Source organism: Mycobacterium sp. IS-1556, from assembly GCF_001499985.1.
Classification (GTDB): Bacteria; Actinomycetota; Actinomycetes; order Mycobacteriales; family Mycobacteriaceae; genus Mycobacterium.
This window is the reverse complement of the sequence record NZ_LQIM01000040.1, coordinates 47,868-64,910: the sequence shown is the minus strand read 5'-3', so window position 1 is coordinate 64,910 and position 17,043 is coordinate 47,868. Positions and strand designations below refer to the sequence as shown.

The 17,043-nt window shown below is 63.7% G+C and carries 14 protein-coding genes and 1 pseudogene; 10 read left to right on the top strand and 5 right to left on the bottom strand.

What is annotated here, in order from left to right; translation table 11 throughout:
- The 5 genes from AU187_RS21990 to AU187_RS21960 form a co-directional block, all read right to left on the bottom strand.
- Positions 1-867, bottom strand: a complete 867-nt coding sequence (locus AU187_RS21990; protein WP_059099159.1) for an MlaE family ABC transporter permease — start codon at positions 865-867, stop codon at positions 1-3.
- On the bottom strand, positions 867-1,778 hold the full coding sequence (locus AU187_RS21985; protein WP_082691872.1) for an ABC transporter permease: 912 nt from the start codon (positions 1,776-1,778) through the stop codon (positions 867-869). Before AU187_RS21985 ends, AU187_RS21990 begins: the two co-directional genes overlap by 1 nt.
- Before the next feature lie 480 nt (positions 1,779-2,258).
- Entirely contained in the window at positions 2,259-3,641 is a 1,383-nt protein-coding gene (locus AU187_RS21975) for an ABC1 kinase family protein (RefSeq protein WP_059167284.1), read from the bottom strand.
- Between the two features lie 591 nt (positions 3,642-4,232).
- Complete coding sequence (locus AU187_RS21965) at positions 4,233-4,448, bottom strand: hypothetical protein (RefSeq protein WP_059167282.1); 216 nt, start codon at positions 4,446-4,448, stop codon at positions 4,233-4,235.
- Positions 4,445-5,071 carry a class I SAM-dependent methyltransferase gene (locus AU187_RS21960; RefSeq protein ID WP_286132114.1) on the bottom strand — a complete coding sequence of 209 codons (627 nt, stop codon included), beginning with the start codon at positions 5,069-5,071 and terminating at the stop codon, positions 4,445-4,447. The genes AU187_RS21965 and AU187_RS21960 overlap by 4 nt, the downstream gene beginning before the upstream one ends.
- A gap of 336 nt (positions 5,072-5,407) precedes the next feature.
- Between AU187_RS21960 and AU187_RS21955 the strand changes: the two genes are divergently transcribed.
- The 10 genes and pseudogenes from AU187_RS21955 (at position 5,408) to AU187_RS26230 (ending at position 17,021) form a co-directional block, all read left to right on the top strand.
- Positions 5,408-5,959: an SRPBCC family protein gene (locus AU187_RS21955; RefSeq protein ID WP_082691871.1), complete on the top strand. Its 552-nt coding sequence runs from the start codon at positions 5,408-5,410 to the stop codon at positions 5,957-5,959.
- 29 nt (positions 5,960-5,988) lie between these two features.
- Entirely contained in the window at positions 5,989-7,605 is a 1,617-nt protein-coding gene (locus AU187_RS21950; RefSeq protein ID WP_059167280.1) for a flavin-containing monooxygenase, read from the top strand.
- Between the two features lie 64 nt (positions 7,606-7,669).
- Positions 7,670-8,731, top strand: a complete 1,062-nt coding sequence (locus tag AU187_RS21945; protein WP_082691870.1) for an alpha/beta hydrolase — start codon at positions 7,670-7,672, stop codon at positions 8,729-8,731.
- 9 nt (positions 8,732-8,740) lie between these two features.
- Positions 8,741-10,318, top strand: coding sequence for a flavin-containing monooxygenase (locus AU187_RS21940; protein ID WP_059167279.1), 1,578 nt, complete (start codon positions 8,741-8,743; stop codon positions 10,316-10,318).
- Positions 10,319-10,448: 130 nt separating this feature from the next.
- Entirely contained in the window at positions 10,449-12,305 is a 1,857-nt protein-coding gene (locus tag AU187_RS21935; protein ID WP_156442398.1) for a CocE/NonD family hydrolase, read from the top strand.
- 15 nt (positions 12,306-12,320) lie between these two features.
- Positions 12,321-13,001 carry a DUF3108 domain-containing protein gene (locus AU187_RS21930; protein WP_059167277.1) on the top strand — a complete coding sequence of 227 codons (681 nt, stop codon included), beginning with the start codon at positions 12,321-12,323 and terminating at the stop codon, positions 12,999-13,001.
- Between the two features lie 68 nt (positions 13,002-13,069).
- On the top strand, positions 13,070-13,447 hold the full coding sequence (locus tag AU187_RS21925; protein WP_156442397.1) for a hypothetical protein: 378 nt from the start codon (positions 13,070-13,072) through the stop codon (positions 13,445-13,447).
- Between the two features lie 289 nt (positions 13,448-13,736).
- On the top strand, positions 13,737-14,594 hold the full coding sequence (locus AU187_RS21920; RefSeq protein ID WP_059167275.1) for an SDR family NAD(P)-dependent oxidoreductase: 858 nt from the start codon (positions 13,737-13,739) through the stop codon (positions 14,592-14,594).
- Positions 14,591-15,469: an SDR family NAD(P)-dependent oxidoreductase gene (locus AU187_RS21915; RefSeq protein ID WP_059164931.1), complete on the top strand. Its 879-nt coding sequence runs from the start codon at positions 14,591-14,593 to the stop codon at positions 15,467-15,469. Before AU187_RS21920 ends, AU187_RS21915 begins: the two co-directional genes overlap by 4 nt.
- Positions 15,466-17,021 (top strand): annotated as a pseudogene (locus AU187_RS26230) (flavin-containing monooxygenase). Before AU187_RS21915 ends, AU187_RS26230 begins: the two are co-directional and overlap by 4 nt.
- Positions 17,022-17,043: the final 22 nt, after the last annotated feature.

Genomic DNA, 17,043 nt, shown 5'->3' with positions numbered 1-17,043 from the left:
CTACCCCGAGATCCGAACGCCAGGGTCGCGCCCCCAGAAGATGAGGGTGAGGATCATGTCGAGAATGACGATGGAGATGAGGCTGGCGCGGATGGCACGGCCCGACGAGGCGCCGACGCCTTCCGGCCCACCGGTGGCGTAGTAGCCCTGATACCCGTGAATGGCGATGATGACGGTGACGAAGATGATGGCCTTGAGGACCGAGAACAAAACGTCCGACGGTTGAATGAACGAGTTGAAGTAGTGGTAATAGGTGCCCGACGACTGGCCGTGCAGGACGTTGACCACCAGTGCGCAGGACAGGTAGCTGAGCAAGAGCGTGACCACGTAAAGCGGAACGATGGTGATGAAGCCCGCAATGACGCGCGTTGTCACCACAAACGGAATCGACCGGATGCCTTGGGCTTCCAACGCATCGATCTCCTCAGAGATCCGCATCGAGCCGATCTCAGCGGTCATCCGGCACCCCGCCTGCGCGGCGAATCCGATCGCGGCGATCATCGGTGCCATTTCGCGGGTGTTGGCGTAGGCGGAGACGAAGCCCGTCAACGGACCCATGCCGACCATGTCGAGCGCGGCGAACCCTTCGATGCCGACCGAAGCCCCGATCGCGACACCCATGAACACCAGCACACCGATCGTGCCGCCACCGACGATGATCGAGCCGTTGCCCCACGTCATGTCGACAAGCAGTGCGCCGGTTTGGCGACGATAGTTCTTCAGCGTCCTCGGCACGGCGCCAAGGACGAGGCCGAGGAACGTGGCCTGATGGCCGAGTCGTTCGGCCAGCGACATCGTCCCGCCCCCGATGCGCAGGGGTAGGCGGGCCGCCGCCCCGAAGGGAAGGAATTTCGACGGGGTGGCCATCAGCCCACCCTCGTCGGCAGGATCATGGTCACCAGCTGCGTGATGACCAGGTTCATCACGAAGACGGCGACGACGCCGACGACCACGGCGGCGTTGACCGCATCGGCCACTCCGCGAGCTCCGCCTCTGGTCTCGAGCCCCCGCTGACACGCGACGAGGATCGTCACCGCGCCGAAGATCCAGGTCTTGATCAGCGCTACCACGACATCGGCCACGTTGGCGAATGCGGCGAATGATGCCAGATAGCTTCCGGGCGTTCCTGATTGGAACGCGACGTTGATGAAGTAGCCGGCACCGAGACCCATGAAGATGATGAAGACACACAGGAACGGCGCCACGAGCAGTATTGCGGCCAACCGCGGCGTGATCAGCCGGCGAACCGGGTCGATACCCATCACCCGCAACGCGTCGACCTCGTCGCGGATGGTGCGCGCGCCGAGGTCGGTGGTCACCGCCGAGCCCGCAGCACCGCCCAGCAGCAGTGCCGCGACGATCGGCGCGCCCTGGCGGATCACGCCCAGACCTCCGGCGGCGCCCGAGATGGCGGTCGCACCGACTTGCTGGATGATGCTTCCGACCTGAACGGCGACGATGACGCCGAACGGGATCGACACCAGGAGTGCGGGTATCGCCGTGACGCTGACAATGAACCAGGCCTGACCGATGGTCTCGCGCCATGGGTGGCGCAATCGGATCAGATCGGTGACGAGATAGTAGAAGGCCTGCGCGCCGAGCTCGAGGAAGCGCCCCAGAGTCTTGAGCGACTTGTCGATCTGGCTCGTCCCGTAACGCACTGGCGTGGCCAAAGCCGTCGACAGTTGGCGGCCGACCTTAGGGCCGCCGTCCTCGCCACTCGCATCGACGTCGGTTGACTCGGCGGGAGGCGCTGGCGCGGTGTCGGTCTGCGTCAAGTGCTCACCCCCTCGTTCACGTGCCCCGTCAACCGGTCCCCGTCGACGACGATGACAGCTGCCACGCTTGCTCGCGGGGTGTCGGAGATGTCTACGTGCCCCTGGCTTTTCCGGATAGCCCCGCTATCTAGAATCCGGCGATCAGTGTGCTCGGTCACAGTCGGCTCGGTCAAGGGATTCCGGAGCACTCTCAGGAATTCAGCCGGCGGATCCGCTCCAATCCACCGGTTCTGGGCGCGCCTCCCGCTAGGAAAAGCGCTCGTTTTCCTGGGCAGATGCCGGCCTGGCGGGTTGGCGGCGCTGCGCCGTCCGTGGTGCGAGTCTGCACTCCGGTGCGGGTGGGAAATCGGCGGTCGGCGGTCCATGAGTTTCTGAATAATACAACTATCCAAATAGCAACGCTACCGAAATTGCCGGAAAGATCAGCGGACCTTCATGTTTGCTGTCGGTGGCGTCAATAGGGATGGGCGCGCGACAGGCTTACCCCTTGCCGGCGCGGTTCTCCCAGTCGGCGATCGCCCGCCCGATGTCGGTCGCCGGCGGGTCGTCGTAGATCCACTCGCGCGCGATGCGATGCCAGTTGTTGGTCGCGACGAGCTGACCGAGGGCGCCGAACGTGAAGAAGTCGGCTCGTCGCGAGAAAATGTGCTCCGGCGGCAGCAACTGTCGCTTGATGCCGGTGAAGTGGTCGGACCCCCGTGGATCGATCGCGACTACCAGCGCTCCGGTGGCCAACTCGGGCGTCACCGTGATCTCGTCGTCGACGAGGTGCCACTCACCGGCCGCCCACAGATAGTCGAGGCACTCCTGTGGGGTGATGTCGGCATCGGCGTCGACGATGCCCCGGCCGATCAGCAGGTGATAGATGTCGTTGGCTCGTCCTTCCACCGCGGCGCGCAGGAGTACGCGCTCGAAGTCGACGTTGGTGGGGTCCATCCGATTGAAGAGCCCGAAGTCGATGAACACGACCTTTCCGTCGGCCGTCTGCATGACGTTTCCCGGGTGTGGATCGCCGCAGAACTCGTTGTGCTGGAACAGCGAACCGATGTAGAAGCGGTAAAGCAGCTCGCCCACGTCGTTGCGTTCCTCGGCGGGAAGTTTCCGCAGATCGTCGAACGATGTCCCGTCGACGTACTCGGTGATCAGGACGCGTTCTCTGCTGAATTCGAGAACACTGTCGGGGATGTAGATGAGCGGATGGCCGCGATACTTCTGGGCGACGTAATGCTGAGTGCGGGCCTCTTGGAGGTAATCCAGCTCGTTCACCAGATTTCGCGAGATCTCTTCGAGGAAGCCGTTGGCGCCCAACGTCGGCCACACTGTCTTGCCGATTTTGGCGAACAGCGCGAGGTTTCGCATATCGGCCTTGATGGCCGTGTCAATGCCGGGGTACTGCACTTTGACCGCGACGTCGCGGCCATCGCGCAGCTTGGCACGATAGACCTGTCCGACGGACGCGGCGGCGATGGCCTCGTCGTTGAAATCGGCGAATATCCGCCTCAGCGGGCCGATATCCGTCTCGATGACTTTCCGCATCGATGCGAACGGGACGATCGGCGCGTGATCGCGGAGCGCGGCGAGCTTCTCGCGAAACCGCTCGCGATGCGATTCAGGGACCAGATCGAGATCGAGGACTGACAGCATCTGGCCCAGCTTCATCGCTGCGCCCTTCATGCCACCGAGCACGGTGACCAATTGATCCGCCGACTCAATTGTCGCGCGCTCGGCGAGAATGCTCTTGGCTCGTTGGGAGCGGCCGATCATCGACAGCCGCGTGCCCGCGCTTCGCACCGCCTGTTCGGCGGCGAGTCGCCCGAGCTTTCCGCCTCGGGATATTCGGGCCTTGGGGACGGCACCAGTCACGGCACCCGCTTCCGTCGGAGTCGTCGGACGGCCTCTTTGCCGCCTGTGACGATCTTGGGGGGCCGATGACCGTGGTGTCAATCGACGACCTTCACCGGTTCCCGCACAGCTTCGAGGGCGTGTTCGATTCGCTTCCAAGTCTTTCGACGATCGGCTGTGTCCGCCGCATCGCTGAAACGCCCTGCGAAGGATTGGTCTTCAAGGATCGGCGCGGACGCGAGGTTGCGCAGCCCGTCATCGGTGAGGACGGCGGCCAGGTCGAGCAGTTCGGTTCATCCCGGACAGCACACCGACAGCCCGGTCTTCGTGTGCCAAACCGAGGGCCCCACCGGCGCGGCCGGCGACTTCCGGAGGTACGGCCTTGTGAGCGACGGCAATGACGACGGCATTTGGGACAAGTGGCGCCAGCTTGCTCACGCGTGCGAAAACTGAAGCCAGCGAGTCGAAAAGCGCATCGGACATCGCACACCTCAAGGCGCGGACGCCGTCGGCTCCGAGGTGCTCCAGGCTGGCCAACGCCGCGGGGTCAGCCTCCAGTAGATCTGCAAGAAGCGCGATTTGTGCTCGAGTCACCAAGTCGGCCACGATGTCTCACCTCCCGAACAGAATCTTGCGGGCTGCGGGGCGGATGAGTCGAGGAAGACCGTTGAGAACATCGTCGAGGGAGCGATCCGAGCTCTTCTGAAGTTTCGCCTTCGCACTTCGCAGCATGCCCAGCAGCAACACTGACTCCTCGGGCGACAGCTTGGACAGCATGTCGTGAGGCTCCTTCAGCTCCGCCAGCAGCGGATTGCGTTCGGGATTCATACTTGCTCCGCCTTCGTGGCGACCACGAACTGCGCCAGCCCTTCGACGTGCTGGTGAATGTCAATCAGACCCGCTCCGCGCAGGAACCCGGTGACCTCGTCGCGACCGAACATCCGCACGCCGCTGGCCCTTTGCATCACCTTGCCTCGTCGCGAGGTGCTGACACCGCCGGGCGCGAGGCTCGTGAGGATCACCATGCGCCCGCCCGGCTTGAGGACCCGGGCCAATTCCCTGATCGCCTGGAACGGCTCATTGATGAGGTATAGGGCCGCCAAGCACGTCGTCGCGTCCGCGACACCGTCGGCAAACGGAAGGTTCTCGGCATCGCCACGCAGGTACGCGACGCCGGGACCGGCGTTGTCGGCCACTGCGCGGCGCAACATCTGGTGTGAGGCGTCCACTCCGACGGCGAGGCCGTCCGGGAACACCTGAGCGCCGAACCAACCCGTGAAGTTCCCCGGCCCACAGCCGATGTCGAGGACAGTGCAGCCCGGACGAAGACGCAGCCAGTCGGCGACCCGGGTGCGGTCCTTGTCCCGGCCGGGCGACTTCAATCCGCCGGCGACTTTCAGGCCGACCGGACGAAGGAGTTGGTAGCCCGCCGAATAGACATTTGTCCGCATCAGCCGCTGGATGAGTCTGTCTGCCGGGGGAGCGGCCTCTCCGAGCACGTCGCAGTAGCCGTCGCCAGTGATCTCGACCCGGCCACATCGATCAGGATCGAGAAGCCCGACGGCGCGGGAGGTTGCGGTGGGACTTGTCGTGAGAGACATCAGCGGTCAAATTCCGTCGTCATCGAACGCGGGCAGGCCTTCTAGATAATAGGACTATGTGGATAGTGAAGCAATATTGCACCATAAACACACAGCTCAGACGGTTCAAGCAGCATTGACATAGGACTAATATCCGAATAAGGTCGATATCTGTCGCAGTCGTCGAGTGAAAGCAGAAAAGTGTCCATGGCTTTAACCGGCATCCTTCATCGTCAGTGGACCGCCGTGCCCGTCGATGATTCGACGTTCGACACCGCGCCACTGGTGTTCTCCACTGAGTTCACGTTCGACGCACCGCCCAAGGACGTATGGGACGTCCTTGATGGCGATGCAGCCTGGGAATGGCTGCCTTTCCCGGGGACAGGGGTCCGCTACGCGTCACCGGAACGTGGCGTCGGGATCGTTCGCGAGATGGGCAGCGTGTATGACCCGTTTCGAGTGCTGTGGGTAGAGCGCGAGCAGTTCTGGCGCTACGAGCCGCTCAAGAGAATCACTTTCGGTGTGGTGAGTGGGAACTGGATGCAGTTCGCCCTGGTTCGTCAGTACGCCGAGGATGTGACTTTTCACGAGACGGCTGACGGTGGCACCCATGTCGTCTGGACGGTTGCGATCAACCCGCGCGCACCCTTTCGGTTCGTCAAGTACGTCAAGCCGGTCTGGCGCACTGCATACCGCATCGCGTTCGGACCCGGAATGCGCAAGCGGCTGGCTGCCCGCTCCTCCATCGCTGCCGCCTAATCCGCCGAATCTCCAGGAGAAATCAAGGCATGTCGCAGGCAACAACCGAATCAGCCGCTGTCACCGAAATTTTCGAGCAGCCGCAATACGAGACCGTCGTCATCGGGGCCGGCCTCGGCGGCATCTGTGCGGGAATCAAGCTTCAGGAAATCGGTGTTCAGAACTTCCTGATCGTCGACCGGGTAGGCGGCATGGGCGGAACGTGGTACACACACCACTATCCAGATGCGGGATGTGACATACCGTCGACCACATACCAGTTCTCGTTTGCACGCAAGCCCGACTGGGACCGCTTGTTCGCCAAGAGAGACCAGATACTGGAGTACCTGGAGGATCTGGCCACGGAGCACGGCCTGCCCGCCAAGATGCGATTCAACACCAATGTCGTCAAGGAAATGTGGGACGACGACTGCCACTTGTGGCGTTTGCATGTCGACACAGGCGAGACGATCACCGCGCGCTTCGTCATCAGTGCGGTCGGTGCCTACATCAACCCGAAGACGAGGCCCGACATCGCCGGTCTGGATTCCTTCGAAGGACAACGGATATATCCCGCCGACTGGAACCACGACTACGATTTCGCCGGCAAACGGGTGGCTATCATCGGTGTCGGCGCGACCACGATGCAGATCGCTCCGCAGCTGGCACCGAAGGCCGCGCAGCTCGACCTCTACCAGCGCACCACGCAGCTCTACATGCCGAAGCCGGACTTTGTGCTTCGGCCGTGGATGCAGCGGTTTCTCGCGATGCCCGGCGGATCGTTCGTCGTGAACCTGTTGGCCCAGGCGATCATCGACGGGTTGCTCCGCATTGCCGTCTATACACCCGCTCCGGTATGGCGAAGGGCTGCGGTTGGCGTCGACTACCTCGGTCACAAGCTCTACCGCGGTTGGCTACGGATCAACGTGAAGGACCCTGAGACGCGCAAGAAGCTGACGCCGAATTTCGGGGTTGTATGCGTGCGCGGCGGTCTGGCGGGCAGCTACCTGACGAACCTCAACCGCGACAACGTCGACCTGATCACCACGCCGATCGAGGAGATCACCCCGGACGGCATCCGCACCGCCGACGGCACGGAGCGCAAGATCGACGCGTTAGTGCTCGCGACAGGCTACGAAGTGTTCTCCGACCCGGAGAGTTATCGCCCCGGAACCGTGATCGGGCGCAACGGATTCGACCTGGGGCACTCATACAACACCGACGGCATGAAGGCGTACTACAGCACCTCGGTATCGGGCGTGCCCAATCGGTTCATCATGGTCGGGCCGTACTCCTGGACGGGCACCGCATTCCACTACTTCGTGGAGAACGCCATGCGGCACATCTCGACCGTGATCGCCGAGACACGGCGGAGGGGCGCGACAGTCGCGGAAGTGCGCCCCGAGGCGCAAGACCGTTTCCATGAAGACATGCTCAGAAGCGGACGGAACCTGAGCTTCTATCTGGGCAACAGATGCGCAGGTTCGAACACGTACTTCGTCAACTCGCAGGGCGAGTCGCCGTACATCCGGCCATGGCCGTTGCTCAAGACGTACCGCAAGGCCACCCGATTCGATCGTGACGATTACGAGTACCGGACCGTCGCGTCGTCTGCTGGCGAACGTGCTGTACCGCAGCGGCCGGAAGAGGTGAGTATTCCGTCGTGAGTAAATGCACCAGTGACCGTTTGACCGTCAGCTCGACGGATCGTGGGAATCATGGGACTTCGGCATGACCGCATCGACGACACGACGAGTCGACGTCGGCAGCGGCGCCGTCCGCGTCGAGTTCGGCAGCAAGCCCGGCTTGCGACTGCGCGCGCTCCACGCGCTTTCCCGTGCGACGTTGCGACCGGCGCTCGATGGACTTGCAATTTTGGCTGTGCACGGACCGCTACGCGGGAAACCGGCGTTTCGGATCTCCAATGCCGCAGAACTTGCGACGATTCCGTTGCGTCCATCGCGGGGAACGCGCATGCGACGGGTGGCGTTTCCTGACTTTCGAGCCGAATGGGTATGGCATCGAGACCACCCGTCGCCGGACGATCCCGCCGCGGGTGCGATTCTCTACTTCCACGGCGGGGCGTTCGTTGGCGGCGGACTACACAGCCACCGCCGGCTGGTGGGTCGCATCGCCCGTGACAGCGGTGTGCCGGTGTTCAACGTCGACTACCGACAGTTGCCCAAGGCCGGGATCATCGAAGCGTACGCAGACGGCTTGCAGGCGTACGAGCATCTCCTCGTTCAGGGGATCGCTGCCGACAAGATCGTCCTGGCCGGCGACTCGGCCGGTGGCGGCATCGCCTTCGCGATCGCCTTGGCGATCCGCGACGAAGGTCTTCCGATGCCCGGTGGCATCGCCGCGATCTCACCGTGGGCCAACTTGGATCCAGAACCCCACCGTCAACATCCGAACAACCGGCGCGACGCCATGCTCTCCGCCAAGATCCTCGCCATGTCCGCGGTGAGCGGTCTGGCCGACGGCGGAGAGCTCGACCCGGCGTGGTCGCCGGTGAACCACGACTTCACCGGTCTACCACCGGTACTCATCCAGATGGGTTCCGAGGAGGTACTGCTCCCCGACGCTGAACTTCTCGCGCTCAGGTGTGCCCACGCCGGCGTTCCCTACACACTGCAGATCTGGGAAAAGGCCATCCACGTCTTCCATGCGGCTGCCGACGTCATCCCCGAAGCGCGCGAGGCCCTTGCGGACGTCGTGCAGTTTGTTTGCGAAGTCGTCTCACCGACCGCCGTTGCTCCGGCACCATTGACAACGATCCGTTCGGATAGGTAGGGAAACGTCATGTCCGACGCCGCAGTGCATGCTGAACCCCAGTACGAGGTGCTCGTCGTCGGAGCCGGCTTCGGCGGCATCGCAACCGGGGTGGCGCTTCGCCGCGTCGGCGTCGAGAACTTCGTGCTCATCGACCAGTGGGACACCGTCGGCGGCACCTGGAACGCCAACACCTATCCCGGCGTTGCGGTGGACGTGCCATCGCCCATCTACAACTTCTCCTTTCAGCAGCGGTCGCAATGGTCGCGGTTCTTTGCGCCGGGAGCCGAAATCCAGCGCTACGCCGAGGAAGTCGTCGACAAGCAAGGTCTCCGAGGCAAACTGCGGTTGGGCTGCGGCGCGACGGACGCCAGATTCGACGACTCCGCCGACATGTGGCGGGTCACGACTGACGCAGGGGACGTGATCACGGCGCGATACCTGGTGAGCGCAGTAGGAGTCCTGGAGCAGCCCAAGCTGCCGCCGATCGATGGCATCGAGAACTACGCAGGCAAGATGATGCACACCGCGCGATGGGATCACTCCTACGACTTCAGCGGTAAACGAGTTGCCGTGATCGGCACAGGTGCGACTGCCCTGCAGGCGATTCCGGAACTCGCCAAACACGTCGAGCAACTCACGGTCTACCAGCGCACGGCGATCTGGGTCGCCCCAAAGCCGGACTTCCCGATGGGAACCGGTTGGAACCGGGTGCTTGACGTCCGGCCCGTGCAGAGCGGGGTTCGGTTGATCGGCAACGTGGCCGTCAACGCCTTCTTAGGACTCGCATTTGCGCTCTCGGACTACCCGCGCGTGACATCGGCCCTGCTGGGGCTGGGTGAGAAACTCATCAAGGGCTACCTGTTCACGCAGGTACGTGATCGCGAGCTGCGCCGCAAGCTGATACCGAGCTATCGACTGGGGTGCAAGCGGCCCTCGGTGTCGAACTCGTACTTCAAGACATTCACCCTTCCGCATGTCGAGTTGGTGACGACTCCCATCGAGAGCTTTACAGAGAACGGCATCGTCACTGCCGACGGTGAACGACGGGAGTTCGACATGGTCGTCGCCGCAACGGGGTTCAAGGTCATGGACAAGGGCGCTACTCCGCCGTACCCGATCTACGGGTCAGGAGGTGAGGAGTTGGGCAAGTTCTGGGACGAGAGCCTCTTCCAATCCTACGAAGGTGTCTCCGTTCCGGGGTATCCCAACGTGTTCCACATCTTCGGCCCCTACGGATACGCGCCCGGCTCGGTCATCCCGCTCATCGAAGCCACGTCCACCCACGCCGCGCGCGTGATCGCCGAAGCACGTCGCCGCGGCGCGACCCGCGCCGAGATCCGCAGAGAACCACACGACGAGTACTTCCAGAAGATGTTCGCCCGCAACAACAACACGTATCTGTTCGATCTGGGGTGCGCGGAATCGAAGACGTACTACATCAACTATCAGGGCCATGCTCCGGCTCTACGCGCGACGACGCAGTTCAACATGTACTGGAGCAATCGGCACTTCCCGCTCGATCACTACCGGTACACGGCGTCTCGGCCCGTGGACGGGGGATTGACATCCACCGTAGCGGTGCCGCAGCGGGCGGCACGACGGTGATCAACTCGACTCGAAAGGAGCGGCAGTGACCATTTCGCAACAGGTTTCATTCGGCGAGCCACTGCGACCGGGTGTGGTTGGTCTACCGCCGAACGCTCGATTCTCTCTCGGTCCGCAACGGTACCCGAAGGTGCGCGTCGACCGCGGGGAGGGAATCCGGATGTCGGACGGCGTGATTCTTTCTGCTGACATCACGCGTCCTGCCTATCGGCGTGGTGTGGCCGTCGACGAGCCGCTGCCGGTGGTCGTCTCTTTGACCCCCTACAACAAGACGCTGTTGACGCGGGCCGCACCGCTTATCGGTCTGCTCGGGCACTTCGGGCCCGCCGTCTACCGGCTGGTCCCTAGATCACGACACGGCCGGGCCGGCGGCCGGGAAGTGCTGCGGACGCTCGGCGGCGGAGCGTTGGAAGCAGTCAGCGCCAACCGCACGCTCATCTCCCGCGGCTTTGTTCACGTCGCAGTGGACGTGCGGGGCACCGGGACCTCGACAGGGCGGTTGGAGGCCTTCTCCGAACGCGAACAACAGGACGCTCAGGAAGTGCTTTCCTGGGTTCGAGCACAACCGTGGTGCGACGGCGACCTCGCCATGACGGGCATTTCGTATCTGGCAATCACCGCTTTGCACGCCGCGGGTCGTCGGCCCGAAGGGCTCAAGGCTGTCTTCGCGATGATGGGATCTGCCGATCTCACGAAAGATCTGATGCTCACCGGCGGTGTGCAGTCGATGTTCACCATCGGCTGGCTTGCCGCGGTGAATGCAGTGAAGTGGCTGCCATCGGTGCCGGCGCTCGTGCGTACCGGAGCGCTCCGAAGCTATGTGCGCGACCGGATTGCCAGTCCTGGAACCAGATTCGGTGACGTCACTCGGTCGATCCTGTCCGATGATCATGTCGAGCACTGGTACCACGAAGACAGCGTGATGCGCTGCCCACGAATCGAAGACATCACCGCGGCGACGTGGCTTCAGGCGGGCTGGCACGACGTCTTCGTCCATTCGGCGACCACGTTGTTCGAACGCATGCAGCTGGCGCCCGGGGCGGGCCAACTCGTCGTCGAGGACACCTATCACATCGCGCCGGGGACGGGTTTCGGCGCTGCCGACTACCCGCAACGGCTCGATGAGCTCCAGTGCGCATTCTTCGAACGTTGGGTGAAGGGGTTCGACAACGGTATTGATGCCTACGGACCGATCACCATCCGTCAGCAGGGGGCGGGCTGGGTCTCTCGCGCCGAGTTCCCAGCACCACGCGCCACCGTGCACTCCTGGTATCTGTCGGCAAAATCTACTGGGAGCGCCGACCATTCGGCCTACGACGGCTCGCTGAGCGCCAGCCCCGACGAGGCGACGACCGAAGTGCGCCTTCCGCGCAGGCGGCCGGGCATCGCGTCCCAAACCACGAGTTGGGGACTGATGGGGTTGACCGCTGTGCTCGGCAGCAAGTGGGCGGTCGACGACCGTGGCCACGAAAAGGGCGCAGTGACCTTCACCAGTGACCCACTCCCCGAAGACATGCTGATCTCAGGTCCGATCAACCTGCATCTTCGGGTCCGTACCCTCGGCATCGACGCGTTCTGGCTCGCCACCGTCTGCGACGTGGCGCCGGACGGTGTGTCGTCGGTGATCGCGCGCGGTGCGTTGCGCTCGAGCCGTCGTGCGATCGACGAGGATTCCAGTCTGCGCGTCGGTGGCGAACTGCTTGCCGCACGTCATCCGCTCACTGCCGAAGCGGTGCTTCCGGTGCAGCCCGGGATACCGCACGAGTTGGACATCGACATCAACCCGACCGAGGCAGTTCTGCGAGCCGGCCACCGCCTACGCGTTGCAGTCGCGCGCACGAGCTGGCCGCGGTTCTACCTCACGCCGCGGGTCGCGTGGAAGATGCGCCGCGCGCAAGAGATAGTGCTCGATCCGGGTCAGCCGAGTCGCCTGGTGCTCATGGCGGCGCCGGCGGATTCCAATGCCGCTACTGATCTCTCGGCCTGAACCAGGATCACTGAGATGACGAGCCCGTTCCGCGACCCCGCAATCGCGGATGGGGAGAAGTCGATCTACTCGCTGCGGGTCGACGGCGACTCGACAGTCCGCCAAGTGTCCATTCTGGTAGAGCATGATGGTGACGCCTACCTGTCGTCGTTCGAAGCGGGTTCGGACGACTCGTTCAGGATGAGGGTCGAGCAGCGCATCCGCCGTCAGGACGGCGCCTTGATCGCGGAAAGCTACCGATCAGAAGCACGTTACGAAGGGCGGCTTGTCTCGCGGGAAGAGGGCTACTTCATCGGAACCCGGCATGTCCAGTTCGGTGGCCGAATCGACCCCTTTCCGCAAGGGGTGATGCCCCTGATCGGCGGCCTGACATTGATGCGCGGCATCGATTTCCGCCGCGGCCACAAGTCGAAACACGATCTGTGGCTTGCCTTTTCGCTCTATTGGCCGCTCGAGGTCAAGGTCGAGAAGCGCACGACCGTCGACGTGGCAGCAGGATCGTTCGATGCCTGGCAGGTCCGCATTCGACCTGGTTTCGCTCATATCAACGGATTGCTCGACAAGGTGATAGCGGGATTCCTCCCGCCGTTCACCGCACATTTCGAAGCCAGCGGTGCGCACCGCATGCTGCGGTTCAGCTTCCCCACCGGTCCCATGCCGTGGAACCCGCGGGGTGTGCTCGAACTGGCCGCGTAGGTTGGCCCGGGGTTTTCGGCTCGGAGGTAATGGTGGTGAGGCGACGAACGCGATGCGAGGGTGGATCAATGCGTCGACCAATGCTCAGGGTGACACTGTCGATCGCTGCAGTCGCAGTGGGCTTGGGGACTGCGGCAGTGGCGACCGCCAGCGATGGGGAATGCGACATCCTCCTGCGGTCAGCTGATCGGCTGGACAAGACGTTCAACATGGTTTCGGCGTCCGGAACTCCGCCGTCCGTGGCAGGCCAGATTCGCAGCGCGCTGGCTCCGCTGTTTGGGTTGAGTGGTGCGGCCGCGGTCGACCTCCGGCTGTGGTCCGGCGCGGTGGCTTCGGATATCGACGGCAGCGACCCATATCGATTGACGGCCCCCGGCCAACTCACGAGCGACCTCGGCAGGGCGCGGCATCAGTTGACTGTGGCTCGTCAGTACTGCATGGCGTAGGTCCGCCGACTCCCGGAGGCGCGCGGACCGGGCGAGCCGCCTGGCACAGCCGACCTACGACTACCGAGATGCGTCGGCGAGGGACGCGGCAGCTTTCGCAATTTACTTTCCCGCACAACGAAGTTCAGCGACCCCGACGGCCAATCCGCGCGCGTGTTAGCGGATGGTGCTGCGGTGTCCGACCACGGTGGCGGTACAGAAGAGCGCTTCAATCGAGATTGCATTGCTATCTGAATAGTATTATTCTGTCAGTGGGAGTGATCCCGCGCACACGACAAGGAGTCGATGAATGACATTGGCAGTGGTGACGGGCTCGGGGAGCGGGATCGGCAGGGCGACCGCGCAACGATTCGCTCGCAAGGGTGCGACGGTGATCGTCTCCGACATCAACGAAACGACGGGGAACGAAACGGTCGATGCGATCAGGGCCAAGGGCGGCAACGCCGTGTTTCGTCGCCTCGATGTCGCCGACGTCGACGACTGGGAGAACTTCACCTCGTGGACCTGCGCAGAGTTCGGCGTGCCCGACGTGGTGGTGAACAACGCCGGGATCCTGATCGGCGGGGGATTTCTCGAGCAGTCCGGGGACGACTGGCGTCGGATGATCCAGATCAACATGATGAGCCCGCTGATCGGGTCGCGACTTTTCGTCGAGCGAATGGTGGATGCGGGCACGCGCGGCCACATCGTGAATGTTGCGTCCTGTGGTGCGTTCCTTCCGACGGCGCTGGCGCCGTCCTATGTGACCGCGAAAGCCGGCGTCTGGCTCGGAACCCAGGCATTGCGGCAGGAGTTCGGCGGCAAAGGGATTGGTGTCAGCGCGATTTGTCCGGGTCTGATCCGTACCGGGTTGGCGGGCAACGGCACCAGAGCCGGTGTCGGTGCGGACGACAGTGCAGAGTGGGCGGCAAAGCTTGGCGCAGCACATCGGTATATCGGACGCTCACCCGACCGGGTGGCGGCGGCAATCCAGCGTGCCGTGCGGTGGAACATCTCGACTGTTCCGGTCGGCGTTGAGGCGTGGGCCAGTTGGTACCTGTACCGCCTATCGCCGTCGTTGGTGCGGGGTCTGAGCGGTTTCCTGCAAATGCCGTTGGCCGACCGAGCGACGGCCTTGGCAGGAAAGGTCTTTGGAGGTGCGCGATGAAGACCGTGATCATCACCGGAGCCGCCGCGGGGATCGGCAAGGAGACTGCAAAAGTGTTCGCCCGCAGAGGAGATCGCGTGATCATCGCCGACATCGACGAAGTCGGGGCCGAGGCGACCGCTGGGGAGATCAAGATCGACGGCGGCCAGGCCGTCCCATATCGACTCGACGTGAGTCGCGAGGATCAATGGGAAGATTTCGCCGCCTGGGTGCGGGCCGAGTTCAAGGCCGCAGACGTTCTCGTCAACAACGCGGGCGTGATGGATATCGGCGGCTTTGTCGAAACCACCGTTCCGCAGTGGCAGCGTCTGGTCGATATCGACGTGATGAGCGTCGTGTACGGCTCACGCGTGTTCGCGCAGCAGATGATCGATTCAGGCGTGCGCGGCCACATCGTCAACATCTCGTCGGGGGCGGCGTTCCTGCCGACGCAGTTGGCGCCCGCATACAGTGTCGCGAAAGCCGCTGTGTTGATGGCCTCGCAGTCATTGCGGATTGAACTGCGTCGGCACGGCATTGGCGTCACGGCGATCTGCCCGGGTGTGATCCGGACCGAACTACTGGCGCATGGTGAGCGAAACGGCCTCACCGAGGAACAGCAGTCCGAATGGCGGGCGCAGATGAGGGTGGTCCAGCAGGGTGTCGCGCTGGCCGGGCCGGACCGGGTTGCCCGGGCCATCGAGCGCTCGGTGCGTCGCAACTGGGCCGTGGTTCCGGTCACCCCGGAAGCGTGGTTGGGATATTTCGTGATTCGCCTGTCGCCGAGCCTGATGCGGACGGTCACCTCGGTCGCGTCCTATGACCGGGCCGAACGACTGCTCGGTGTTGCCCAACCACTCCTCAAACGTCTGGCGAATCGAAAGGCGAACGCGTGACGCAGCGCATCGACCACGAGGTCCTGATCGTCGGCGCCGGCTTTGGCGGGATTGGAGCAGCTGTCGAACTGACGAAGGCCGGCATCGACGACTTTGTCATCGTCGACAAGAACGACGGGATCGGCGGGACCTGGTGGGCGAACACGTATCCGGGTGTGGCGGTCGACATTCCGTCCATCTACTACAGCTTCTCGTATGCGCCACCCAAGAAGTGGACGCGGATGTTCGCACCAGGAGCCGAGGTGCAGCAGTACGCCGAGCAGGTGGTCGATTCGTTCGGCCTACGCTCGCGAATCAGGTTAAGCACAGCCGTCGTCGCTGCCGACTGGGACGAGGAGCAGCACGTCTGGCGGATCCAGCTGCAGTCCGGGGAGACTCTCGTCGCGAGATTCGTCATCGGTGCCGTGGGCGGCCTGGAGGTGCCGAACCTCCCGGACATCGCCGGCATCGACCAGTTTTCGGGCAAGGTGGTCCACACCGCCAACTGGGACCACGACTTCGATTATGCGGGCAAGCGCATCGCGGTTATCGGGACCGGCGCGACGGCGCTGCAGCTGATCCCCGAACTCGCCGATGTGGCAGGTCATCTCAGCGTCTTCCAGCGCACACCAAACTGGGTGGCACCGAAGCCGGACTTCCGATTCCGACGTTCGTCAGCGTCGCCCTGCTGAGGATGTCGTTGCTGCGGCGCACAATCCGAGCGGCGGTCACCCTGGGAATCGACTTCGGGATCACCGGCATCGGGGTGTTCCACGAGCGCGTGCCGTTCCTCGCGGATTCGCTTCGGCGGGGCGGAGCGGTGGGCTACCGGGCGTGGCTGCGGGGGAATCCCGAGCTGGCCGAGCAACTGACGCCGACCTATGCGCCTGGCTGCAAGCGGCCGTCGGTGTCCAACCGATATCTCAAGACGTTCACAGAACCGCACGTGGACCTTGTCACGGCGCCGATTCGGGAAATCACCGCGACCGGTGTGGTCACCGAGGACGGCGTGTCCCGCGACGTCGACGTTCTGGTGTGTGCCACCGGGTTCAAGGTGATGGCCAAGGGCTACACACCGCCCTTCCCGCTGCGCGGCGTCGACGGCCTGGACATCGGAGAATTCTTCCACGACAACCGCTTCCAGGCTTACCAGGGTGTTTCGGTGCCGAAGGTCCCGAACAGCTTCCTGATCACCGGCCCTTACGGGTTCGCCGCCGGGTCGTACATCGCCATGATCGAATGCACCAGCCGGCACGCGGCGCGCGCGATCACCGAGGCGCGGCGGCGCGAGGCCACGCGTGTGGAGATCAAGCAGCAACCCCACGATGCCTACTACAACAAGAGTCGGCGGCGCGCCCTGCAGACGTTGTGGCTGTCCCCGGCCTGCGAAGGTTCCAACACGTACTACGTGAACTACCAGGGCGATCCCGCCGCCATCCGCCCGAGCACGCACCTCGAGATGTGGTGGGGAAACAAGCATTTCCCGCTCGATCACTACGCATACTCGCGCCTTCGCCCGCGACGCAGCCGGGACACTGAACTCGAGCCCGTCCCCGCTGGCGCCGTGGGCTGACTGAGACGATCCCAGGAGAAAA

Bases quoted from the DNA above. Each gene is read 5' to 3' on its own strand.
- AU187_RS21990 (WP_059099159.1), bottom strand. From the start codon at position 867: ATGGCCACCCCGTCGAAATTCCTTCCCTTCGGGGCGGCGGCCCGCCTA.
- AU187_RS21965 (WP_059167282.1), bottom strand. From the start codon at position 4,448: ATGAATCCCGAACGCAATCCGCTGCTGGCGGAGCTGAAGGAGCCTCAC.
- AU187_RS21960 (WP_286132114.1), bottom strand. From the start codon at position 5,071: ATGCGGACAAATGTCTATTCGGCGGGCTACCAACTCCTTCGTCCGGTC.
- AU187_RS21955 (WP_082691871.1), top strand. From the start codon at position 5,408: ATGGCTTTAACCGGCATCCTTCATCGTCAGTGGACCGCCGTGCCCGTC.
- AU187_RS21950 (WP_059167280.1), top strand. From the start codon at position 5,989: ATGTCGCAGGCAACAACCGAATCAGCCGCTGTCACCGAAATTTTCGAG.
- AU187_RS21945 (WP_082691870.1), top strand. From the start codon at position 7,670: ATGACCGCATCGACGACACGACGAGTCGACGTCGGCAGCGGCGCCGTC.
- AU187_RS21940 (WP_059167279.1), top strand. From the start codon at position 8,741: ATGTCCGACGCCGCAGTGCATGCTGAACCCCAGTACGAGGTGCTCGTC.
- AU187_RS21930 (WP_059167277.1), top strand. From the start codon at position 12,321: ATGACGAGCCCGTTCCGCGACCCCGCAATCGCGGATGGGGAGAAGTCG.
- AU187_RS21925 (WP_156442397.1), top strand. From the start codon at position 13,070: ATGCGTCGACCAATGCTCAGGGTGACACTGTCGATCGCTGCAGTCGCA.
- AU187_RS21920 (WP_059167275.1), top strand. From the start codon at position 13,737: ATGACATTGGCAGTGGTGACGGGCTCGGGGAGCGGGATCGGCAGGGCG.
- AU187_RS21915 (WP_059164931.1), top strand. From the start codon at position 14,591: ATGAAGACCGTGATCATCACCGGAGCCGCCGCGGGGATCGGCAAGGAG.